Here is a 20,737-nt window from a genome sequence, read left to right on the forward strand (position 1 = left end):
CGTGCCCGAGCCACGCACCCGCCGAGCGACGCACGGCAACTCGTCCACGGGCGCGCCGCGCCGACGCACCGCGCGCGCCGCTCCCGAAACCGAACCGCGCACCCGCCGCCGGGCCGCCCGGCGCGCCGAGCCCGAGGACGTCGAGCCGGAGGAGGACGAGATCGAGGAGGAGGAGCCCGAGGAGGAGCCTGACGAGCCCGAGGAGGAGGACGAACCCGAGGAGGACGACGGTCCCGCCCGGATCGATGCCGCCGAGGCCGCCCGCCGGGCCGCCGCCCAGGTGCGGGCGATGACCGGCCGCAGCCCGGAGGGCGTCACCGCGGTGGAGCGGACCGAGGACGGCTGGCGGATCGGCATCGAGGTGGTGGAGAGCCGCCGGATCCCCGACTCCACCGACATCCTGGCCCTCTACCGGGTCGACCTCGGCGGGGACGGCGACCTGCTCGCCTACCGCCGGGAGAGCCGCTACCACCGCGGCCGGTTCCCCGAGGAGGAGGAACAGTGAGCACTCCGACCCCGTGGCGCGGCAACGGCGCGGCACCCGCGTACCCCGGGACCTCCGCCGCGCCGCAGCCCGCCAACCTGGCCGACCTGCTCGAACGCGTACTGGACAAGGGCATCGTGATCGCCGGGGACATCCGGATCAACCTGCTCGACATCGAGCTGCTCACGATCCGGATCCGGCTGCTGATCGCCTCCGTCGACCGGGCCCGCGAGATGGGCATCGACTGGTGGGAGCACGACCCCACGCTCTCCTCCGGCGACCACCGCCGCGACCTCGCCGCCGAGAACCGCCGCCTGCGCGAACGCCTCGGCGAACTGGAGGCCGCCCGCTCGTCGGAGGACGCCCCGGACGGCACCGCGGACGGCACCGCGGACGCCGAGCCGGAGGCGGTGGCCGAACGTCCGGCCCGGAAGGGCACCGGCAGCCGACCGCGGAGGGCGTCGTGACCTACACCTGGCTGTACGCGGTGGCCCGGGCGGGCCCCGACCCGCTGCCGCCGGACGTCCCCGACGGCGTCGCCGACGAGGGCCCGCGGACGGTCACGGCCGACGGACTGCTCGCGGTCGTCGGCTCGGTGCCCGCCCCGGACTTCGAGGCCGACGCCCTGCAACGCCACCTCGGCGAACCGCAGTGGCTCGAACGCACGGCCCGCGCCCACCACCGGGTGGTCACCGCGGTCGGCAGCCGGGCCCTCCCGGTCCGCTACGGCACGGTGTACCGCGACGACGACCGGGTCCGGGCCCTGCTGACGGCGCACGCCGACGGGTTCCGGACGGCCCTCGCGGGCATCACCGACCGCACCGAGTGGGGCGTCAAGGCCTACCAGGAGCGGACGGACCCGGACGCGGCGGCCGAGGGGGACGGCCCGCCGGACGACCGTCCGGGCACCGCCTACCTGCTGCGCCGCCGCTCCGCCCGCGACCGGGCCGACCACGCGCTGACGGACGCCGCCGAACGCGCCCGGCAGGTCCACCGGGCCCTGGCCGGGCTCGCCGACCGCAGCACCGAGCACCCGCCGCAGCCCCCGGAGGCGACCGGCGTCCGCGAACCGATGCTGCTCAACGGCGCCTACCTGGTGCACCGTTCGCGGGCCGCGGAGTTCGCCCGCGAGGTCACCGGCCTCCAGCGCCTGCACGGCCCCGCGCTGCGGGTGGAACTCACCGGGCCCTGGCCCCCGTACTCCTTCGCCGACCTGCCGACCGGCGAGGCCGGGGCAGCCGGGGCAGCCGGGGCAGCTGGGCCGACCGGGGGCGACGCGGAATGAGCGCGTACGACCTCGCCCCCGAGCTGCGGCAGCGCGACGTCGCCCTGGTCGACCTGCTCGACCGGGTGCTGGCCGGCGGCGTGGTGATCGCGGGCGAGATCACCCTCTCGATCGCCGACGTCGACCTGGTCCGGATCAGCCTGCGGGCCCTGATCGCCTCGGTCCGCTCCCTGGCCGCCGACGGGCCGACCGCTGACGGGCCGACCGCCGAGGGGCCGGTCGCCGGCGGGGGAGCGGCACCGTGAGCGGCGACCGGCCCCGGCGGGTGGAGCTCGACCCCGAGACGGTCGGGCGGGACCTCGCGGCCCTGGTCCTCACCGTGGTCGAACTGCTCCGGCAGCTGATGGAGCGCCAGGCGCTGCGCCGGATCGACCAGGGCGACCTGGACGAGGAGCAGATCGAGCAACTGGGGCTGACCCTGATGGCGCTGGAGGAGCGGATGGCGGAACTCCGCGACCACTTCGGCCTCGCCCCGGAGGATCTCAACATCGACCTGGGGCCGCTCGGCCCGCTGCTCTCCTCCGACTGACGTCAGGGCCGTCCGGCGCCCGGTCAGGACGCCTTGCCCAGTTTCCGGCGCGGCCTGGCGGCGGCCTCCAGGGCGTACTGGAGCTGGTCGCGCGTCATGGTGGACCGGTGCGGGACACCGAGGGCGGCGGCCCGCCGGTACAGCTCGGCCTTGGTGAGCGAGCCGAGGCCCTCCACAGCCTCGGGGGGTTCCGGCGCCCGCCGGGCCCGCTCCCGCTTCGGCGCGTTCCTCGCCCCGGCAGCCCCGGCAGCCCCGGCAGCCCCGGCAGCCCCGGCAGCCCCGGCAGCCCCGGCGGCTCCGGCCGTCCCGGGCTTCCCCGACCTCCCGGACCTCCCGGACCTCCCGCCCTTCGGGCCGGTCCCGCGGGCCGCGCGGGCCTCGTCGAGGCTGCGGCGCAGGACGTCCGCCAGGTCGGTGAGTTCGGTGGCCTCGGGCTCGGCGCCGGCGGACAGGGCGACCTCCCGGCCCTCGGCCTTCGCCGCGACCAGGGCGCGGACCCGCTCCTCGTGGGTGTCGTGGTAGTCGTCCGGGTTCCAGTCGACGGAGAGCATCTCGATGAGCTGCTCCGCGGTGGCGAGCTCGGTCCGGTTGAACTCCCTGCGCCGGGCGGGCAGGTCGGGGACCTCCTGCTGCGGGTCGCGCAGCTCGTCGGCCCAGTGCAGGGTGCGCAGTTCGAGCAGCCCGTCGGCGGAGTCGACCGCGGTCAGGTACTCCTTGCCGCGCATCGCGAACACGGCGATGCCCGCCCGGCGGGAGTGGGCGAGCGCCTCGACGAGGAGCTGGTAGACCTTGGCGGTCGCCGGATCGGCGGGGCCGAGGTAGTAGGTCCTGTCGAAGAGGACCGGGTCGATCTCCGCGAGGTCGGCGAAACCGCCGATCTCGATCGTCCGGGAGCGCCCGGGGGAGAGCTCCTCCAGTTCGGCGGGCTCCACGACGACGTACTGCCCCTCCGCGAGCTCGTAGCCCTTGACGACGTCCTCGAACGGCACCTCCTCGCCGGTGCGCTCGTTCACCCGCCGCTGCCGCACCCGGTCGGTGGTGCCGCGCTGCAACTGGTGGAAGCGCACCGCGTGCGACTCGGTCGCCGGGTACAGCGCCACCGGCAGGCTCACCAGCCCGAACGTCAGCGTTCCCTTCCACACCGCCTTGGCCATCGTGCTCACCTTTCCCTCCGCCGTCCCGGCACGTGCCGCGCGGCTGCCCGGTCCGGCCCGCGCCCACACCAGGGTCCGGCCGCGGGCGCCGGTCCGCACCCGGTCGGGGCCCGGACGCGGAACGTGTCGGGCGGGTCCGGCCGGGTAGGCGCCCGGGCCCGGACGAGGACGGACGGCCCGCCGGGGCGGTCCGGGAACGGAGCACGCCATGACCACCGTCGAGATCCGGGCCAGCGGGCGGATCGTCCAGCTCAAGCGCGCCGACAAGGAGCTGTTCCCGGCGGACGGCCTCACCAAGGCCGACCTCGCCGCGCACTACCGCCGCGTCGCCCGGCGCATCCTGCCGCAGCTGCGCGACCGCCCGCTGATGCTGGAGCGCTACCCGGACGGCATCGACGGCCCCCGGCTCGTCCAGAAGGACACCCCCGAGCACTTCCCCGACTGGATCCGGCGGGCCGAACTGCCCAAGGCGGGCGGCACCGTGCACTACCCCGTCTGCGACGACCTGGCCACCCTGCTCCACCTGGTCGGGCAGGCCTGCGTCACCCCGCACCGCTGGCTCTCCAAGGCGGACCGGCCCGACCACCCCGACCTGCTGGTGATCGACCTCGACCCGGCGGACGAGGACTTCGAGCCCGTCCGGGAGGCCGCCGTCCTGGCACACGGCCTGTGCGCCGAACTCGGCCTCCCCGCCGACCTGATGACCACCGGCTCGCGCGGCCTGCACCTGCTCGTCCGGCTCGACCGCAGCGCCCCCTTCGACGAGGTCCGGGCCTTCGCCCGGGACGCCGCCGACCTGCTCGCCCGCCGGCACCCCGACCTGCTCACCACCGAGCCCCGCAAGGCGGCCCGCCGGGGACGGCTCTACCTCGACGTCCAGCGCAACGCCTACGGCCAGAACGCCGTCACCCCGTACGCGGTCCGGGCCCTCCCCGGCGCGCCGGTCGCCGTCCCGATCGGCCGCGGCGAACTGGACGACCCCGACCTCACCGCCCGGCGCTGGACCCTCACCACCGTGGAGGAGCGCCTGGGCTCCCCCGACCCGTGGCGCAACGCCGCCCGCCGGACCCGCTCGCTGGGGCCCGCGCGCCGCCGCCTCGAACGGCTCTGAGCGGGGGAGGCGGGGTCAGAACCGGCGCCAGCGCGCCGAGGCGAAGGAGAACACGCCGTACAGGACCAGCCCGGCGGCCACCGCCACCAGCAGCCACGGGCCCGCCGCGCTGTCGGAGAAGGAGCGGAGGGTGTCGTCCATGCCCCGGGCCTGCCCGGGGTCGAAGCGGACGGCCGCCACCACGACGAACGCCCCGGCGGCCGCGTACACGACGCCGCGGGCCACGTTGCCGGAGACGCCCGTGGCGGTCACGGCGGTCCGGGCGCGCGGGTGCATCGACGCGGTGTCGAGCTTGCGCAGGAACCGCCGCTGCAGGGCGCGGACCGCGATCGCCGCGCCGACGCCCGCCAGCACCAGCCCGGCCGCGCCCACCAGCCAGCGGCCGCCGGGCCGGCCCAGCGCGGTGGCCGTCCAGTCCTTGGAGGCGGAGTCGCTGTCCGAGCCGCCGCCGGAGCCCGCCGCGTACGCGGCCGTCCCCCATGCCACGAAGGCGTAGAACACGGCCCGCCCGGCCGACAGCACCCGCGAACCGGCCTTCTTCCGCCCGGCCTCGCCGAACACCGCCGTCGCGGCCCGCCACAGCGCCATCCCGACGAAGCCGGCCGCCAGCACCCACAGCAGCGCCGTGCCGAACGGCCGCGCCGCGACCTGGTGCAGCGCCCCCTGCCGGTCGGCGTCCTCCCCGCCCGCCCCGAAGGCGATCCGCAGGGCCAGCACCCCGACCAGGGCGTACACCACGCCCCGCGCCACGAAGCCCGACCGGCCCGCGACCGTCGTCACCCGGCCCAGCCGGGCCTCCGCATGCGTGTTCGAATCCATGGACGTCCTCCTCCCTGCTCCTTCTCGCTGCTCCCGCTCAGTCAAGGGCCCGACTGCGGGTGACGAGGTTGCCGATGACCACGTAGACGACGGCCGGGATGCCGTAGTCGAGGAGGACCTGCGCGGTGTGGTTGGACACCGTGAACAGGCCGCGGGACCAGCCGGAGAGCCAGTCGGCTGCGGTGTGGAACCAGTTGACGAGGCCGTTGCCCTGGTTGGCGTCGAAGAGGTCCAGCAGGATCCAGACGACCAGGATCGCCGCGAGCGCGTGGGCCAGGACCGATATCACCGAAGTTGTCCGTCTCATGGCTGCCGCCTTGCCCGTTGTGCTGGCCCCAAACCCCTTGCTGGGAAAGGGAGTTCGCGATCCGTGCGCCCGGGCCCGGCCGGGCCGCCCGGCGCTCACAGGAAGTGCCGGATCGGGGCGGTGGCTGCCTCCAGGGCGCGCCGGCCCGCCCCGCGGCGGTGCCAGCGGCCCGGCAGGACGGCCTCGCTGCGGGCCAGGTCCTCGTCGAAGTGCCGGTCCAGGACGGCGGTGAACTCCCCGTCCACCACGGCGAGCACCACCTCCTCGTCGTGGTCCAGCGAGCGCCGGTTGAAGTTCGCCGAGCCGACCACCGCGGCCGTCCCGTCGACGGTGAGCACCTTGGCGTGCATCATCGTCGGCCCGTACCGCCAGACCGTGACCCCGGCGGCGGTCAGCCGCCCGAAATGGCGCTCGCCCGCCAGCTGGCACACCCGCTTGTCGGTGTGCCGCCCCGGCACCAGCAGGTCGACGGCGACCCCGCGGCGCCCCGCCGCGCACAGCAGGTCGACGAAGTAGTCGTCGGGCGCGAAGTACGCCGTCGCCAGGCGCAGCCGCCGCTCGGCCGAGGAGATCACCACCCGCATCAGGGTCTGCAGGTCCTGCCAGCCGACCGCGGCCGAACCCCGCACCACCTGCACCACCGCACCGCCCGGCTGCTCGTGCTCCGCGAACCGGTCCGCCGCGTCGTACAGCGTGCCCGGGGCGCACTCGGCCCAGTTCTGCGCGAAGGCCGCCGCGATGCCGTCCACCGCCGGGCCCACCACCCGCACGTGGGTGTCGCGCCACTCGCCCGGGTGGCGGGCGTCGCCGCACCACTCCTCGGCGATGCCGACGCCGCCGGTGAACGCGGTCCGGCCGTCCACCACCAGGACCTTGCGGTGGCAGCGGTGGTTCTGCTTGAACGGCGACAGCCGCACCGGCCGCCGGAACCAGGAGATCCGGACGCCCGCCCGCTCCATCAGGTCGGTCAGCTCCGGCTCGATCAGCCGACTGCCGAACCCGTCCAGCAGCAGCCGCACCCGCACGCCCTGCGCCGCCTTGCGGGCCAGCGCCCGGGCGAAGACCCGGGCGATGTCCCCGCGCCAGTACACGAACGTCATCAGGTCGACCGTCCGCCGCGCCCCGTCGATCGCCTCCAGCATGGCGGGGAAGATCTCGTCCCCGTTGCGCAGCGGCGTCAGCAGGTTGCCCTCGGTCGCGGCGATGCCGATCAACCCCTCCAGTCGGCGGCGCAGCACCCGGCCGCGGTCCGCGGGCAGTGGAGAGGGGGCGGGCTCGGGCGCGGTCTCGGTGGTCATGGGGTCCCTCCGTACGGGGCGGGTCGCTGTGGCGGGCGCTCGGCTACCCGCTGCGCGGCGAACGATGCCCGCCGACCGGGCCGGGCCGAGAACCGGCAGGGATGAAAACCGCGGACCGGGGGACACGGGGGCCATGACGACGACTCGGGGAGGACGGGCGGCAGCGCTCGGCGTACTGGTGGCGGTGCTGGGGCAGCTGGCGGCCCTGGTCGCCGTCGGACTGCTGCTCACCCACCCGCCGGGCGGCTGGTGGGACCCGGGCGAGAACGGCCTGGTCAGCTGGCTGGCCGCGCACCGCACCCCCGCCCTGACCACGGTCAGCACCTGGCTCTCCGGGCTCGCCTTCACCCCCGCCGTCGTGGCGGTGACGGCCGCCGCCGCGGCCCTGCTGCTGCTCCGGCACCGGTGGCGGGCCGCCGTGCTGCTCGCCGGTGCGGTGACGCTGCAGGCCGCGCTGTTCGTGACCGCCGCCCACCTGGTCGACCGGGCCCGGCCCGACGTCGTCCGGCTGGACGGCTCGCTGCCCACCTCCAGCTTCCCGTCCGGGCACGTCGGGGCGGCCACCGCCCTGTACGGCGGCCTGGGCCTGCTCGCCCTGCACCTGCTGCGCGGCCGGTGGCGGGTGCCGGGCGTGCTGCTGTGCGCCCTCGCCTGGACGGTGCCGGTGCTGGTCGCCGCCAGCCGCCTCTACCGGGGCATGCACCACCCCACCGACGTGGCGGCCGGGCTGCTCAACGGCGCCGCCGCCCTGTGGGTGGTCGCGCACGCCCTGCCCGCCCGCGAGCGGCGGACGCCGGTCGTCCCCGCCGCCCCGCTCCCGGCCGCCCTGGTGCACAACCCGACCACCGTCGACGACGCCCTGCTGGAGCGACTCACCGCCGTCCTGACCGCCCACGGCCACGGCCCCGTCCGCCACCTGGCCGGGGACGCCGAGGACTGCGGCCGGGCCGCCGCCGCCCGGGCCCTCGCCGACGGCGCCCGCCTGGTCGCGGCCTGCGGCGGCGACGGCACCGTCACCGCCTGCGCCGAGACCCTGGCGGGCACCGGCGCCACCCTGCTGGTCGTCCCCTGCGGCACCGGCAACCTGCTGGCCCGCAACCTCGGCCTGCCCACCGACCCCGAGACCGCCCTGGCCGCCGCCCTCACCGGCCGCACCCGCCGGATCGACCTGATGCGGGTCGAGGGCGACGGCCTGCCCGCCCGGGCCGCCGCGACCATGGTCGGCATGGGCTTCGACGCCGCCGTGATGGCCGACACCGGCCGCGCCCTCAAGCGCCGCCTCGGCTGGCCCGCCTACCTGATCGCCGCCGCCCGCCACCTCCGCGACCGGCGCTTCCCGCTGACCGTCACCGTCGACGGCGCCCCGCCCGTGCGCCGACAGGTCCGCACCGCGATCGTCGGCAACGTCGGCACCCTCCAGGGCGGGGTGCGCCTGCTGCCCGACGCCGCCCCCGACGACGGCCTGCTCGACCTCGTCCTGGTGCAGCCGCACGGGCCGCGCGGCTGGTGGCAGACCCTGCTGGAGCTGCTCACCGGCACCCGCCGCCCCGGCCCCGACACCCCGCTGGAGCACTTCCGGGGCCGCCGCATCGAACTGACCGCGGACCACGCCCGCCCCCGCGAGTGCGACGGCGACCCCGTCGACGAGGGCCGCACCCTGACCCTGACCGCCCGCCCGGACGCCCTGCTGGTCCGCGTCCCCGCCGCCCCGCAGGACGCCCGGCCCGGGCCGGGCGGGTCGGAGGGGCAGGACGGGCCGGTCGGGGCAGTCGAGGCGGGCGAGCCGGTCGGGGCCGACCGGGAGGCGGCCTGATGGGAACCGCCAGCCGGGTCCGGCCCGGCCGGGAGCACCTGTCCGCGGACGAGGCCGTCGGGACGCTGCGGCGGCGCGCCTGGTGGCCGCTGGCGCGCGACGCCTTCGTGCGGTTCCGCTACGCCGACGGGTTCAGCCACGCCCGCGCCCTGGCGTTCCAGGTGGTGCTGGCCCTCGTCCCGTTCGCGATCGCCGTGGTCGGCCTGGCCTCCTCGCTGCACGGCGGCCCGGTCGGGCAACTGGTCGCCGCCAGCATCCAGCGGATGGTCCCGGCCTCCAGCGCCGACCTGGTGCGCGAGGTGCTCGACCGCAGCCGCCACCGCACCGGCGGCACCCTCGCGCTCTGGTTCGGCGCCCTGTTCGCGCTCGCCAACCTGGTCACCGCGATGTCCCAGATCGAACGCGGCGCCAACCGGATCTACGGCATCGAACGCGACCGGCCGTTCGACCGCAAGTACGGGCGGAGCCTGCTGATGGCCGCGGGCGCGGGCCTGCCGGTGGGCGCCGGGTTCCTGCTGATGGTCGCCGGACCGCAGGTCACGGCCGCCGCCGACGAGGTGTTCGGGCTCGCCCCGGCCACCACCACCGCCTGGACCCTGCTGCGCTGGCCCGCGGGCGTGCTGCTCACCCTCACCTCGACCGCGGTCGTCTTCCGGCGCGCCCCGCGCCGCCGCCAACCCGGCTACAGCTGGCTGGCGTTCGGCGCCGGGGTCCACCTGGTGCTCTGGCTGGCGGCGACCTGGCTGCTCAGCCTCTACCTGCGCCTGAGCGGCTCCTTCGACGCCGTCTACGGGCCGCTCAGCGCGGTGTTCTCCCTGCTGGTGTGGGCGTACCTGACCGCGATCGCGCTCTTCCTCGGCCTGTCCTTCGCCGCCCAGCTGGAGGCCGACCGCACCGGCCGCCCCGGGCCCGTCCTCCCCGACCCGCTGGCCCCCGAGGAGGGGGAGGCCGCGGCCGCGGCCGCGGATGCGGACGCGCGGTCGGCGGCGGGAGGGCCCGAGTCGGGGCGGTCCGAGTCGGGGCGGTCCGTGTCGGACCGGCCGACCCGCGTCCGGGGGAGGTCGCCGCAGTGATCCGCCGACCCCGCCCGTCCCCGCGCACCGCCAGGCTGCGCACCGCCGACCTGCACCTGGGCGAGCGCCTGCTCGCCGCCGTCGCCGCGTTCGCGGTGGCCGCCGTGCCGACGGCGCTGCTGCTGGTGCTGATCGAGTCGCACTGGGCGCCGCTGCACCGGCTCGACGCGGGCGCGGCGCACCGGCTGCACACCACCGTGCGCGACCACCCCGCCGTCCTCTCGGCGCTGCGCACGCTCAGCAACGGGGTGTGGGACCCGCTGACGATGCGGCTGCTGGTCGCGGCGGCCGTCGGCTGGCTGCTGTGGCGGCGGGCCTGGCGGCTGGCGGTGTGGGCCGCCGCGACGGTGGCCGCCTCGGGGCTGATCGGCTGGGCGGTGAAGGCGGCCGTCGCCCGGGCCCGGCCCGCGCTGCCCGATCCGGTGGCGCACGCCCCGGGCTTCTCGTTCCCGTCCGGGCACGCGATGACGGCGGCGACCTGCTGCACCGTGCTGCTGCTGGTGTTCTCCCCGGTGCTGCGCCCGCCGTGGCGGTGGGCGGCCCGGGTGGCGGCCGGGGCGAGCGTGCTGGGGGTGGGGTTCACCCGGGTCGCGCTCGGCGTGCACTGGGCCAGCGACGTGCTGGGCGGGTGGCTGCTCGGCCTGGCCCTGGTCGCGGCCACCGCCTGGGCGTTCGAGGGCTGGCGGCGCGAGACCGGCCGCCCCGTCCCGCCGCCGCTCGCCGAGGGCCTGGAGCCCGAGCTCGCCCCGGACGGCCCGCAGCGGCCCGAGGGGTGAGGGGCCCGGGGCGGGCTCAGCCGCCGCGGTGCAGCGCGCCGACCGCCGCGTCGACCGTGTCGTGGCTGGGCAGCAGCCCGTCCACCCCGGCCATGGCCAGCAGCCGTCCGAGGTCGGGAGAGGTCCCGGCCAGGGCCAGCGAGGTCCCGGCGGCCCGGGTCCGGCGGAACGCGAAGAGCAGCTCGGCGACGCCCACCGAGTCGCAGAACCCGAGCCGGGTCAGGTCCAGCACCAGCGGCAGGTCCTCGGCGGTCCGCTCCACGGCCCGGTGCAGGCGCGGCGCGGTGTGGTGGTCGAGTTCGCCCGCGAGCGCGACGACGGTCACCCCCACGGGACGGGTGCGGACCTCGATGGTCAGGGCGTACTCGGGCACGGGGGCTCCGTACGGTGCGGGGCGGACTTGCGGGCGGGGCGGGGCGGGGCGGGGTGCGGCAGCGGAGTCAGTCGAGCCGGGCGAGGAGCAGCGCGACGTCGTCGGTCTGCGCCCGGGCGAACGAGGACAGCAGCAGGTCGGCCGCCGGGTCCAGCGCGGCCGGGGCGGCGGCGAAGGCGTCCCGCAGGGCGTCCAGGCCGGTCTGCAGGTGCTCGCCGGGCACCTCGATCAGGCCGTCGGTGACCAGCAGCAGGGTGGTGCCGGGCTCGACCGGGAAGTCCACCGGCGGCGGCTGCGGCACGTTCAGGCCTAGCAGGATGCCGTGCTCGGTCAGGTAGCGGGCGGAGCCGTCCGGCAGCCGCAGCAACGGCGGCAGGTGACCGGCGTTGGCGACCTTGACGCTGCGCCGGTCGGGGGCGATCAGCACCAGGCACACCGTCGCGGTCAGGCCGGGGCGCAGCCGGGTCAGCAGGGCGTCCAGCCGGTGCAGCAGGGTCTGCGGGTCGTGGCCCTCGATGGCGTAGGCGCGCAGCGCGTGGCGCAGTTCGCCCATCGCCATCGCGGCCTCCAGGGAGTGCCCGGCCACGTCGCCGATCGCCAGCAGCAGCCCGGCGGGGGTGTCGATGGCCTCGTAGAAGTCGCCGCCGATCTCGCTGCGCGCGGAGGCCGGTTCGTACCGCACGGCGAGCCCGACCTCGGGGACGGCGGGCAGCCGGCTGGGCAGGAAGCTGCGCTGCAGGGTCAGGGCGAGGGCGTGCTCCTCGGCCTGGCTGCGCTGGGCCTCCAGGGCGAGCGCCCCGGCCTGGGTGAGCTGGGGGAGCAGGCCGCGCTCGTCGGGGGCGGCGACCGCGTCCCGGTCGACGACCACGGCGAGCAGCGGGCGGCCGGGCTTGGTGCGGGCCACCACCAGGGCGACCGGCCCGGCGGGCAGGCCCGCGCCGCCCAGCCCGTGGCCGGCCAGGACCTCGTGCCACTGGTCGGCGTCGAGCAGGGCCGTGTCGGTGCCGGTGGCGTCGCCCAGGGTGTGGTGGGCGATGACGTCGAGCAGCACCGGCGGGGCCTGGAGCAGCCGCACCGCCGGGCCGTCCGGCAGGTCCGGGTCGTGGTGGGCCAGGTGCAGGGCGTCGCGGTCCGGCCCGAGGGCGATCGCGGTGGCCCGGGCGGCGCCGAGCCGGATCGCGCCGAGCGCGGCCGCGGCGACCAGCTCGTCGGTGTCGGCGGCGCCGTACAGGGCGAGCGTGCTGCGGTGCAGGGCCGCGACCCGGGCGGCCAGCCGTTCGGCGTGCCGCCGGGCCCGGGTGTAGCGCAGCACGGCGGTGACGGTGGCCTGGAGCTCGGCCGGGTCGATCGGCTCGGTCAGGTAGGCGTCGGCGCCCCGGTGCAGGCCCTGGGTGCGGTCGCTGGCCCCGATCGCGGTGGCGGAGATGTGGACGACGGGCAGCGCGGCGGTGCGCGGCCCGCTCTTGATCCGCTCGCACACCTCGAAGCCGGTCATGTCGGGCAGGCTGATGTCCACCACGGCGAGCTCGGGCAGCTCGGCGGCGGGGGTGCGCTCCAGCAGCGCCAGGGCCTGGGTGCCGTCGACCGCCTCGACGACGGTGTGCCCGGAGCGGCGCAGCCAGCTGCCGACGATGTAACGGGTCGCGTCGTTGTCGTCGAGCACCAGGACGGTGGCGGGCCCGGAATCGGAGCCGGTCATGACCCCTCCTCGGGGGACGGCCGCCGCGGCGCGGCGGGGCGGGGGGCGGACAGGGCGGCGGCGATCCGGCCGCTGCTCAGCCCGGACTTCGGCAGCACGGCGCGGGCGTGCGACAGGCGGGCCCGGTCAGCGGCGGTCAGCGAGGCGGAGGTCAGCACCACCACCGGCGTGCGTCGCAGCACCGGGTCGGCCCGCAGCTCGGCGAGGACCTGGTAGCCGTCGACGTCGCCGAGGTGCAGGTCCAGGACGATCCCGTCGGGCCGGACGTCGCGCACCACGGAGAGCGCGGCCGCCCCGTCGTCGGTCTCCACCACCCGCTCGGCGATCTCGTGCAGCAGCGGGCGCAGCACGTCCCGGAACGCCGGGTCGTCGTCGACCGCGACCAGCACGCCCCGCCGCGGGCCCGGCGGCGGGGCCGGACGCGCGGGCAGCCGGACGGTGAGCGTGCTGCCCCGGCCGGGCGCGCTGTCCAGGCGCAGCGTGCCGCCGAGGATCTCGGCCAGCCGGCGGGCGTACGGCAGGCCCAGGCCGGTGCCGCGGCGGCCCCGCTGGTGCGCGCCCTTCACCTGGTAGAACTCCTCGAAGACCCGCTCGTGCTGGTCCGCGGGGATGCCCACGCCGCTGTCGGTGACGGTCATCACCAGCAGCGGGCCCTCGCCGCGGGCCTCCTCGACCCGGGTGGTCAGCTCCACCGAGCCGCGCTCGGTGAACTTGAGCGCGTTGGACAGCAGGTTGCGCAGGATCCGCACCAGCATCGTCTCGTCGCCCAGCAGCGCCCCCGGCACCTCGGGCGCCGGGCCGATCCGCAGCTCGACGCCGGGGCGGGCCAGGCCGCGCAGGGTGCCGTCCAGGTGGGCCAGGACGGCGCGCAGGTCGAGCGGCGCCCACAGCGGGTCGAGGGTGCCGGACTCCGCCTTCGCGACGTCCAGCAGCTCGTCCACCAGGGCGAGCAGGGTGCGGCCCGAGTCGGCGATCAGGGACAGCTGGCGGCCGCGCTCCTCCGGCGGGGCGTCGGCGTCGGCGCGCAGCAGCTCGGCCAGGCCCACCACCGCGTTGACGGGGGTGCGCAGCTCGTGGCTGACGTTCGCCCAGAACCGGCTCTTGGCCTCGCTGGCCTCGCGCAGCTGCCGCGACTTCTCGTCCAGCTCGGCGTACAGCGCGACCACGCCCCGGTTGGTCTCCTCCAGCTCCTCCGACAGCTCCGAGTACAGCGCGACCACGCCCCGGTTGGTCTCCTCCAGCTCGCGGTTCAGGCGGCGCAGCTCCTCGCGCTGGGCCCGGGTGCGCTCCAGCGCGGCGATCAGGTCGCGGGTCTGCGCCCGGGAGTCCTCCAGGGCGCTGGTGCCGGTGTGCGCGGCGATCAGGTCGCGGGCCTGCCCGACCAGCTCCGGGCCCGGCTCGGGGCCGGAGCCGAGCCGCTGCTCGACCCGCACCAGACCGTCCCCGCCGCCGTGCTCGTGGCGGGTGGGCAGCAGCCGGGCGGACGCCTCCAGCGCCTCGTCGGGCAGCCGGTGGCCGCCCCGCCAGGCCAGGGTGACCCGCAGCGCGGTCGGCCTCCCCGGCAGCAGGTCGAACGAGGCGGTGAGCCGCTCGGCGCCGAGCAGGCCGCGGCCGAGCTCGCTCAGCACGGTGGCCAGCCGGACGGCGTCCTGCCCGTCCGCGCCGAGCAGGTCGGCGACGGCGCGGGCGCTGCGGCGCAGCGCGAAGGCGTCCTGGGCGGTGAGCAGGGGCGCGGCGCCCAGGTGCACGGCTTGCTGTTCGACGGGCTGGTCGTTCGCGGGGTCGTCGTTTGCGGGCTGGTCGTCGGGCTCGTTCGTACGGTCGTCCACGGGGTCGTTCGGTCCGTTCACCAGGCACCCTTCGCGACCACCACGCCGGCGTCGTCCCGGCGCACCCCCGCCTCGCGCAGCAGCAGCGCGGCCGCGGTGACGGGCAGGTGGGAGAACAGGCCGGGGACGTCGGGGGCCCGCCAGCGGTCGGTCAGGCCGTCCGAGTGCAGCACGACCGCGCTGCCGGGCGGCAGCTCCTGCTGGACGGTGTGCGGCGCGGGCAGCTGGTGGCCGACGATGCCGGGGGAGGAGGGCAGCGAGCGGCGGGCCCCGGTGGCGGTGTCCACCACGAAGGCGCTGACGTTGCCGACCCCGCAGAACACCACCCGGGCGGCGGCGGGCTCGACCAGGGCGACCGCGATCGCCCCGCCGCGCCCGGTGCGCAGCACCCGGTGCAGGTCCGCCAGGACCTCCTCGGGCCGGTGCGCCTGGCTGCGGTGGAAGGCGGCGACGGCGTCCGAGGCGGCCCGGGCGGCGAGCGGACCGTGGCCCAGCCCGTCGCAGAACAGCAGCAGGAAGGAACCGGCGTCCGGCCGCCCCGGCCCGGGGGAGACGGGCGTCCGGGGCGCCCGGTTGGTCAGCACCGACCAGTCCAGCGCGGCCCCCGCCACCCCCGCGGCCCGGGGCAGGACGCGGCCGGGCACCGGCGGCAGCGCCCCGAGCGGGCGCACCGCCCAGGCGTCGCCGCACAGCTCCTGCCCGCTCATCGGCCGGGTCAGCCCGGCCGCGGCCGGTTCGCCCGCCGCGGCGGCCGCCCGCCCGGCCGGGGTGCGGTTCCAGAACCGGGCGGTCAGCACGGTGCCCCGGCCGGGCAGCGAGTGCAGGTCGAAGGCGTCGGCGAGGCGGGCGACCGCGCCCAGGCCGATGCCCAGGGTCGGGCCGGAGGAGTAGCCGTCGGCGAGCGCCGCGGGGACGTCCGCCATCCCCGGCCCGCTGTCGACGGTGAGGAACTCCAGCGCCGCCTCGGTGTCGGTGCGCACCACGCGCAGCACCATCGCCCCGTCCACGGCGTGCCGGCGCAGGTTGGTGGCGGCCTCGCTGACGGCGAGCGCCACCTCGGCGGCCCGCTCGGGCAGCAGGCCGATCCGGTGGGCGAGCTGCCGGGCCGTGCCGCGGGCGGCGGCGGGCAGCGAGTCGGAGTGCCGGAACCACACGGTGTCCTCGCACCCGGCCGGGACGGGCGCGGCCGGGCCCGCCCGGTCGGGGGTCACCGGGCCCACTTGGTCACCGACACCTTCGTCCCGGAGCCGGGCTCGCTGCGCAGCTCGAACTCGTCCACCAGCCGCCGGGCCCCGCTCAGGCCCAGGCCCAGGCCGCCGCCGGAGGTCCACCCGTCGGTCAGCGCGAGGTCCAGGTCGGCGATGCCGGGGCCGCTGTCCTCGAACACCGCGTGCACGCCCACCCGGGCGCCGCTGCGGACGGCGGCGCAGCGCATCAGGCCGCCGCCGCCGTACACCAGCGTGTTGCGGGCGAGCTCGCTGGCCGCGGTGACCAGCTTCGTCTGGTCGACCAGCGACAGCCCGCACTGCTGGGCGTACGTCCGGACGGTCTGCCGGGCCCGCACCACGTCGTCGTTGGAGCCGATCGGCACGCTCTGCTCGTCCTCCACCACCCGCGGCCCGGTCATGGGCGGCCCGTACGCGCGGTACGGTCCCGTTCCAGCAGCGCCAGGCCCTTCTCCAGGGTGAGCGCGGTGCGCACCCCGCCGAGCGAGAGGCCCAGCTCGACCAGGGTGATCGCCACCGCCGGGCGCATGCCGACGACCACGGTCTCGGCGTCCAGCATGCGCGAGATCGCGGCGGTGTTGGCGAGCATCCGGCCGACGAAGGAGTCGACGATCTCCAGCGCCGTGATGTCGATGACCACGCCGTTCGCACCGGTGGCGACGATCCGTTCGGCCAGGTCGTCCTGGAGGTCCAGGACGATCTGGTCCTCCAGGTCGACCTGGATGGAGACCAGCAGGACCTGCCCGATCTTCAGGACGGGGACGCGGTCGCTCATCGGTCGCCGCCCGAAGGCAGCGCGGCGCCGCTGTGCTGCAGCACGTGGCGCAGCGCGTCGGCCAGGGTCGCCTTGGTGACGATGTCGCCGAACTGCACGCCCAGCGCGACCAGGGTCTGCGCGATCTGCGGCCGGATGCCGGAGATCGTGCACTCCGCGCCCATCAGCCGGGCGGCGACCACGGTCTTCAACAGGTGCTGGGCGACCTCGGTGTCCACCGCGGGCACACCGGTGATGTCGATGATGGCGTGCTCGGACTCCGAGTCCACCAGGCTCTGCAGCAGCTTCTCCATCACCACCTGGGTGCGCGCCGAGTCCAGCGTGCCGACCAGCGGCACCGCGACCACGCCCTCCCACAGCTTGACCACCGGCGTCGACAGTTCGAGCAGCTGCTCGGCCTGGGCGCTGATGATCTCCTCCCGGGTGCGGGCGTACGCCTCGATGGTGAACAGGCCCAGCGCGTCGAACAGCCGGGCCAGCTGGAGGTAGGCCGCGGTGTCCTCGGCGGTGCTGTCCGCGGTCGGCTCCAGCACGTCCTTGCCCGCGAAGACGCTGACGGCCGTCTCGGTCGGCGTGAAACCGTGCCGGGCCCGGCTCCGGGAGAGCTCCACCAGCAGGGCGCGCACCTCCGAGTACGCCTCGTCCTGCCAGTCCAGGCCGCCCTTGTCCAGGGCCTGCAGCAGCGCCTGGTAAAGGTCCGACAGCTCGCGCTCCAACTCGGCCCGGCTGATCCGGCCGCCGAGGGACGCCGCCACGGCCGCCACCCACTGCTCCTGCACCGCACCGTCCCGGGTGAGCAGCTCCACGAGCCGTTCCGACGCACGCTCCACCGCCATCAGGCGCTCTCCTCGCTGATAAGGCCCCGCGGACGGGGCCGGGCCGTTACGCGACGGCGCGCGGCGACCCGGACCGGTCGGTCGGGTCGCCGCGCGCCTTCTGCCCCGGTCAGCGCGGGGTATGCAGCAGCGGCCGAAGAATTTCCCCGGCCGCCCCGCAGGGGGGATTCCGCGGGGACTCCGCGGGAGCTCCGCAGCTCAGCGCCGGTCCACGTGCTCCGCCCTGAACATCCAGGCGTGCTTCTCCAGCGCCGCGGTCACCGTGATCAGCAGGTCCTGGGTCACGGGGTCGGCCTCCTCGGTCTTCGCGATCCGCTCGCGCATCCGGCCGACCACCGCCGCGAGCGCCCCCACCAACTGCTCCACGACCGCGGTGTCGGCCTGCCAGCCCGAGGGCACCCCGGGCAGGCCGCCCGCCGCGACGGTCGCGGCCCGCCCGTCCGGGCTGACGCCGATCGCGGCCGCCCGCTCCGCCACCTGGTCGGAGAAGTCGCGGGCCGTGGCCACCACCTCGTCCAACTGCAGGTGGACGGAGCGGAACCGGGGGCCGTACAGGTTCCAGTGCGCCTGCTTGCCGATCAGCGACAGGTCCACGAGATCGACCAGGGCGCCTTGCAGCGCCTCCCCTGCCGTGTCGCGGTCGTGCGCGGCCAGCGGGCTGCCGGTGGCGATGTCCATCGTTCGGTCCTCTCCACGTCGGGGGCGGTCGGCGAGCGCCGACCGTCCTTCGGCTGCCCGCCGCGGCCGGACGGAAACCCGCCCGCGCCCCCGGATAACGGTTTCGCATCACCCGCGTGGACCCCCCGACCCCGGGTAGTCGCGCCGACACGGCCCCGGCCGTCCGGACCGGCACCCGGACCGGCACCGGGGCCGCTCCCGCAGGCACGTCACCGGCACACCAGCACGAACAGGAACAGGGGACCCCGCATGCCCGTCGCCGTGTCCAGGCCGATCTCCGTCACCCTCCCGGAGAGCCCCTACCCCCACACCCCGGTCACGGGACAGCTCCGCTTCGACCCCGCCCTGCCCTACGGCGTCGGGCTGGCCTTCCCACCCCGCCGCCCCGGTGACCAGGACATCGTCTGGTGGTTCGGCCGCGACCTGCTCGCCGAGGGCCGCCACACCCCCAGCGGCGAGGGCGACGTCCGGGTCGCCCCGGGCGCGGACGGCCGGATCCTGGTCACCCTCGGCAGCCGCACCGACCGCGCGGTGATCAGCGCCCCCGCCGAGACCGTCAACGCCTTCCTCGCCGACACCTTCGCCGAGGTCCCGCCCGGCACCGAGTCCGCCCACCTCGACCTCGACCCCGGCCTGGCCCGTCTACTGGCCTGACTCGCTTGTCGGCTCCGCCTGGCTGCTTGTTGGCTGCCCGCTTGCCCGCTTGCCCGCTTGCCCGGCTGTCGGCCCGGCCCGTTGCGGGCCGGACTCGCACCGGCCCGTCAGGGTTCCCACCGGGTGGCGGTAGCATGGCGGTTCGGGTGCGGCCCGTCGGACCCGCCCGTCGGGATCGGCAGTTCGCGCCAAACCCGCCGACCGCGGTGGCCCCCGGGCCCGGCCGGGCGGCGGAAACCGAATTGCGAGGTGAGGGCCCGTCAGGGCCCGGACGATGGCATCTTCTTCCTCCACGGCGACCACCGAGCGGGAGTTCCTCGCCGCTTCCCCCTACCCGGTGGTGGTGCTCGGCCCCGACGGCGAACTGCTCCACTCCAGCCGCAGCGCCCGCCTCCTCCTGGAGGGCCCCGCCACCGGCGGGGTCCCACCCTGGCTGCGCCGGGCCCAGCAGGCCCTCGCCGACGGTGCCCGGCCCGACACCGTCCGGCACACCCACCCCGTCGCGGGCCCGGTCGAGGCGCACCCCGTGCCCCGGCCCGACGGCAGCACGGTGTGGTGGCTCGTCGTCCCGGAGGGCTGCGCGGGCCTGCTGCCGCGGACCGCCGGGGACGGCGCCTGCGACTGGGAGCTGCTGACCCGGCTGTCCGGCCTGCTGCTGTCCTCGTTGAACGTCGACCGGATCCTGGAGACGGTCGTCCGCCAGGCCGCGCTGCACCTGGCCGACGCCGCCGTGGTGGTCGCCCCCGGCAACGGACGGACCCTGCGTCTCGTCACCTGCCTGCGCGGCGGCGACCCGGCGCACGTCCAGCAGCGGGCCGACCCCGCCGAGGTGCCCGGCCTGGCCGAGGCGCTGCAGGGCTTCCCCCCGGTGCCCTCGCGCTGGATCGACCCGGACGCCACCCCGCGCTGGCTCGTCCCCGCGGGCTTCGGCCGGGTCGGCTCCGTCCTGGTCACCCCGCTGCCCGGGCACGGCGTCCCCGCCGGGGCCCTGGTCCTGCTCCGCGCGGCGGGCGGCGGCCCGTTCGCCAGCGAGGAGGAGGTCTTCGCCCGCCTGTTCGCCACCCGGGCCGGCGCGGCCGTCTCCGCCGCCGTCATGTACTCCGAGCAGGCCGCCGTCACCGACCTGCTGATGCGCGAACTCCTCCCGCCCCGGCTCGAGCACCTCGACGGGGTCGACTATGCGGGCGGCTACCGGGCCTCCGTCGACCGCGACCGGATCGGCGGCGACTTCTACGACGTCCACCCCGCCGCCGACCCCGGCGGCGAGACGCTCGCCCTGCTCGGCGACGTCAGCGGCAAGGGCCTGGAAGCCGCCGTGATGACCGGCAAGGTCCGCAACACGCTGCACGCCCTGCTCCCGCTCGCCGACGACCACGGACGGGTCCTGAACCTGCTCAACCGGGCCCTGCTCACCTCCCACCACACCCGTTTCGCCAGCCTCGTCCTCGCCTCGGTCCGCCGCGAGGACGACCGGGTCCGGGTCCGGCTCTCGGCCGCCGGGCACCCCGCGCCGATGGTGCTCAGGGCCGACGGCCGGGTCACCGACTCCACCACCCTCGGCAGCATCGTCGGCGTCCTCCCCGAAGCCACGACCTGCACCGACACCGTCCTGCTCGACCCCGGCGAAGCGTGCCTCCTCTACAGCGACGGCATCACCGAGGCCAAGGGCGGCCCCACCGGCCGCGAACAGTTCGGCGACCACCGGCTCCGCCAGGCCCTCGCCCAGTGCGCGGGCCTGCCCGCGGAGGCGATCGTCGAACGCATCCAGATGCTCGCCGCGCAGTGGCTGCGCGACGGCCGACACGACGACATGGCAGTCATGGTCATCGCCGCACCCCCACGCGGCCACCTACCCGTGGTCGGCGAACGCCGAGGACACACGACATGAGCACCGACACCCCGACCACCCCCGCACCCCCGCACCCCCGGGCCACGGGGACGACCGCCCTCAGCGAGGGCGCCCCGGCCCCTGCCGCGCGGGCCGCGACCCTAGCTTCGCCTCCGGCCGCGGGGACGGC

Annotated in this window: 23 protein-coding genes; 11 read left to right on the forward strand and 12 right to left on the reverse strand. The window is 76.6% G+C overall.

Annotated features, from left to right (window positions below):
- Position 1: 1 nt before the first annotated feature.
- Genes gvpO through OO57_RS14395 form a run of 5 tightly spaced genes read left to right on the forward strand, consistent with a single transcriptional unit; the run spans position 2 to position 2,298 of the window.
- A complete protein-coding gene (gvpO, locus tag OO57_RS14375; protein WP_234337339.1) occupies positions 2 to 505 on the forward strand; it encodes a gas vesicle protein GvpO in 504 nt (167 codons plus the stop codon).
- On the forward strand, positions 502 to 951 hold the full coding sequence (locus OO57_RS14380) for a gas vesicle protein (protein WP_033252794.1): 450 nt from the start codon (positions 502 to 504) through the stop codon (positions 949 to 951). The genes gvpO and OO57_RS14380 overlap by 4 nt, the downstream gene beginning before the upstream one ends.
- Entirely contained in the window at positions 948 to 1,769 is an 822-nt protein-coding gene (locus OO57_RS14385; protein WP_051777575.1) for a GvpL/GvpF family gas vesicle protein, read from the forward strand. Before OO57_RS14380 ends, OO57_RS14385 begins: the two co-directional genes overlap by 4 nt.
- Positions 1,766 to 2,014 (forward strand): gas vesicle protein, encoded by a 249-nt coding sequence (locus tag OO57_RS14390; protein ID WP_051777577.1) that lies wholly within the window; start codon positions 1,766 to 1,768, stop codon positions 2,012 to 2,014. Before OO57_RS14385 ends, OO57_RS14390 begins: the two co-directional genes overlap by 4 nt.
- Positions 2,011 to 2,298: a gas vesicle protein K gene (locus OO57_RS14395; RefSeq protein ID WP_033252795.1), complete on the forward strand. Its 288-nt coding sequence runs from the start codon at positions 2,011 to 2,013 to the stop codon at positions 2,296 to 2,298. Before OO57_RS14390 ends, OO57_RS14395 begins: the two co-directional genes overlap by 4 nt.
- Before the next feature lie 23 nt (positions 2,299 to 2,321).
- Here the strand turns inward: OO57_RS14395 and OO57_RS14400 are convergent, their stop codons facing one another.
- Entirely contained in the window at positions 2,322 to 3,452 is a 1,131-nt protein-coding gene (locus tag OO57_RS14400) for a Ku protein (protein ID WP_033252796.1), read from the reverse strand.
- Between the two features lie 208 nt (positions 3,453 to 3,660).
- Here OO57_RS14400 and OO57_RS14405 point away from each other — a divergent pair, with 208 nt between their 5' ends.
- Positions 3,661 to 4,563, forward strand: coding sequence for a DNA polymerase domain-containing protein (locus OO57_RS14405; protein WP_033252797.1), 903 nt, complete (start codon positions 3,661 to 3,663; stop codon positions 4,561 to 4,563).
- A 15-nt stretch (positions 4,564 to 4,578) separates the two neighbouring features.
- On the opposite strand, the gene OO57_RS14410 is transcribed toward OO57_RS14405, so the two are convergent.
- The 3 genes from OO57_RS14410 to OO57_RS14420 all read right to left on the reverse strand — a co-directional run bounded on the left by OO57_RS14410 (position 4,579) and on the right by OO57_RS14420 (position 6,987).
- Entirely contained in the window at positions 4,579 to 5,382 is an 804-nt protein-coding gene (locus OO57_RS14410; protein WP_051777579.1) for a DUF1206 domain-containing protein, read from the reverse strand.
- Between the two features lie 37 nt (positions 5,383 to 5,419).
- Positions 5,420 to 5,689, reverse strand: coding sequence for a membrane protein (locus OO57_RS14415; RefSeq protein ID WP_033252798.1), 270 nt, complete (start codon positions 5,687 to 5,689; stop codon positions 5,420 to 5,422).
- A gap of 95 nt (positions 5,690 to 5,784) precedes the next feature.
- On the reverse strand, positions 5,785 to 6,987 hold the full coding sequence (locus OO57_RS14420) for a phospholipase D-like domain-containing protein (protein ID WP_051777581.1): 1,203 nt from the start codon (positions 6,985 to 6,987) through the stop codon (positions 5,785 to 5,787).
- A 133-nt stretch (positions 6,988 to 7,120) separates the two neighbouring features.
- Here OO57_RS14420 and OO57_RS14425 point away from each other — a divergent pair, with 133 nt between their 5' ends.
- From OO57_RS14425 to OO57_RS14435, 3 genes are read left to right on the forward strand one after another with little or no spacing between them, the layout of a single operon-like run.
- A complete protein-coding gene (locus OO57_RS14425; protein ID WP_158715120.1) occupies positions 7,121 to 8,800 on the forward strand; it encodes a diacylglycerol kinase family protein in 1,680 nt (559 codons plus the stop codon).
- A complete protein-coding gene (locus tag OO57_RS14430) occupies positions 8,800 to 9,873 on the forward strand; it encodes a YihY/virulence factor BrkB family protein (RefSeq protein ID WP_081973675.1) in 1,074 nt (357 codons plus the stop codon). The genes OO57_RS14425 and OO57_RS14430 overlap by 1 nt, the downstream gene beginning before the upstream one ends.
- Entirely contained in the window at positions 9,870 to 10,649 is a 780-nt protein-coding gene (locus OO57_RS14435) for a phosphatase PAP2 family protein (protein ID WP_081973676.1), read from the forward strand. The genes OO57_RS14430 and OO57_RS14435 overlap by 4 nt, the downstream gene beginning before the upstream one ends.
- 16 nt (positions 10,650 to 10,665) lie before the next feature.
- Here OO57_RS14435 and OO57_RS14440 read toward each other — a convergent pair whose 3' ends face one another.
- From OO57_RS14440 to OO57_RS14475, 8 genes are all read right to left on the reverse strand, one after another.
- Positions 10,666 to 11,022: an anti-sigma factor antagonist gene (locus OO57_RS14440; protein WP_033252799.1), complete on the reverse strand. Its 357-nt coding sequence runs from the start codon at positions 11,020 to 11,022 to the stop codon at positions 10,666 to 10,668.
- Positions 11,023 to 11,089: 67 nt separating this feature from the next.
- Positions 11,090 to 12,721 (reverse strand): fused response regulator/phosphatase, encoded by a 1,632-nt coding sequence (locus OO57_RS14445; protein WP_033252800.1) that lies wholly within the window; start codon positions 12,719 to 12,721, stop codon positions 11,090 to 11,092.
- A complete protein-coding gene (locus tag OO57_RS14450; protein WP_033252866.1) occupies positions 12,718 to 14,469 on the reverse strand; it encodes an ATP-binding protein in 1,752 nt (583 codons plus the stop codon). The genes OO57_RS14445 and OO57_RS14450 overlap by 4 nt, the downstream gene beginning before the upstream one ends.
- Positions 14,470 to 14,567: 98 nt before the next feature.
- Complete coding sequence (locus OO57_RS14455; RefSeq protein ID WP_234337341.1) at positions 14,568 to 15,770, reverse strand: ATP-binding SpoIIE family protein phosphatase; 1,203 nt, start codon at positions 15,768 to 15,770, stop codon at positions 14,568 to 14,570.
- Positions 15,758 to 16,177, reverse strand: a complete 420-nt coding sequence (locus OO57_RS14460; RefSeq protein ID WP_033252801.1) for an anti-sigma regulatory factor — start codon at positions 16,175 to 16,177, stop codon at positions 15,758 to 15,760. Before OO57_RS14460 ends, OO57_RS14455 begins: the two co-directional genes overlap by 13 nt.
- A complete protein-coding gene (locus tag OO57_RS14465) occupies positions 16,174 to 16,551 on the reverse strand; it encodes an STAS domain-containing protein (RefSeq protein ID WP_033252802.1) in 378 nt (125 codons plus the stop codon). The genes OO57_RS14460 and OO57_RS14465 overlap by 4 nt, the downstream gene beginning before the upstream one ends.
- The gene (locus OO57_RS14470; protein WP_033252803.1) at positions 16,548 to 17,387 is read right to left on the reverse strand and encodes an STAS domain-containing protein; all 840 of its coding nucleotides are present in this window, start codon (positions 17,385 to 17,387) and stop codon (positions 16,548 to 16,550) included. Before OO57_RS14470 ends, OO57_RS14465 begins: the two co-directional genes overlap by 4 nt.
- Before the next feature lie 198 nt (positions 17,388 to 17,585).
- A complete protein-coding gene (locus tag OO57_RS14475; RefSeq protein ID WP_033252804.1) occupies positions 17,586 to 18,065 on the reverse strand; it encodes a Dps family protein in 480 nt (159 codons plus the stop codon).
- A gap of 249 nt (positions 18,066 to 18,314) precedes the next feature.
- Between OO57_RS14475 and OO57_RS14480 the strand changes: the two genes are divergently transcribed.
- Positions 18,315 to 18,719, forward strand: coding sequence for an SsgA family sporulation/cell division regulator (locus OO57_RS14480; RefSeq protein WP_033252805.1), 405 nt, complete (start codon positions 18,315 to 18,317; stop codon positions 18,717 to 18,719).
- 274 nt (positions 18,720 to 18,993) lie between these two features.
- Entirely contained in the window at positions 18,994 to 20,607 is a 1,614-nt protein-coding gene (locus OO57_RS14485; RefSeq protein WP_051777585.1) for a PP2C family protein-serine/threonine phosphatase, read from the forward strand.
- Positions 20,608 to 20,737: the final 130 nt, after the last annotated feature.

The organism is Kitasatospora phosalacinea, from assembly GCF_000717185.1.
In the GTDB taxonomy this organism is placed as follows: Bacteria; Actinomycetota; Actinomycetes; order Streptomycetales; family Streptomycetaceae; genus Kitasatospora; species Kitasatospora phosalacinea_A.

What these genes read in the sequence shown, in the direction of transcription:
- OO57_RS14465 (WP_033252802.1), bottom strand. Translation starts at nt 16,551, where the DNA reads ATGAGCGACCGCGTCCCCGTCCTGAAGATCGGGCAGGTCCTGCTGGTC.
- OO57_RS14390 (WP_051777577.1), top strand. Translation starts at nt 1,766, where the DNA reads ATGAGCGCGTACGACCTCGCCCCCGAGCTGCGGCAGCGCGACGTCGCC.
- OO57_RS14425 (WP_158715120.1), top strand. Translation starts at nt 7,121, where the DNA reads ATGACGACGACTCGGGGAGGACGGGCGGCAGCGCTCGGCGTACTGGTG.
- OO57_RS14400 (WP_033252796.1), bottom strand. Translation starts at nt 3,452, where the DNA reads ATGGCCAAGGCGGTGTGGAAGGGAACGCTGACGTTCGGGCTGGTGAGC.
- OO57_RS14410 (WP_051777579.1), bottom strand. Translation starts at nt 5,382, where the DNA reads ATGGATTCGAACACGCATGCGGAGGCCCGGCTGGGCCGGGTGACGACG.
- OO57_RS14460 (WP_033252801.1), bottom strand. Translation starts at nt 16,177, where the DNA reads ATGACCGGGCCGCGGGTGGTGGAGGACGAGCAGAGCGTGCCGATCGGC.
- OO57_RS14475 (WP_033252804.1), bottom strand. Translation starts at nt 18,065, where the DNA reads ATGGACATCGCCACCGGCAGCCCGCTGGCCGCGCACGACCGCGACACG.
- OO57_RS14430 (WP_081973675.1), top strand. Translation starts at nt 8,800, where the DNA reads ATGGGAACCGCCAGCCGGGTCCGGCCCGGCCGGGAGCACCTGTCCGCG.
- OO57_RS14445 (WP_033252800.1), bottom strand. Translation starts at nt 12,721, where the DNA reads ATGACCGGCTCCGATTCCGGGCCCGCCACCGTCCTGGTGCTCGACGAC.
- OO57_RS14415 (WP_033252798.1), bottom strand. Translation starts at nt 5,689, where the DNA reads ATGAGACGGACAACTTCGGTGATATCGGTCCTGGCCCACGCGCTCGCG.
- OO57_RS14470 (WP_033252803.1), bottom strand. Translation starts at nt 17,387, where the DNA reads ATGGCGGTGGAGCGTGCGTCGGAACGGCTCGTGGAGCTGCTCACCCGG.
- OO57_RS14480 (WP_033252805.1), top strand. Translation starts at nt 18,315, where the DNA reads ATGCCCGTCGCCGTGTCCAGGCCGATCTCCGTCACCCTCCCGGAGAGC.
- OO57_RS14485 (WP_051777585.1), top strand. Translation starts at nt 18,994, where the DNA reads ATGGCATCTTCTTCCTCCACGGCGACCACCGAGCGGGAGTTCCTCGCC.
- OO57_RS14405 (WP_033252797.1), top strand. Translation starts at nt 3,661, where the DNA reads ATGACCACCGTCGAGATCCGGGCCAGCGGGCGGATCGTCCAGCTCAAG.
- OO57_RS14420 (WP_051777581.1), bottom strand. Translation starts at nt 6,987, where the DNA reads ATGACCACCGAGACCGCGCCCGAGCCCGCCCCCTCTCCACTGCCCGCG.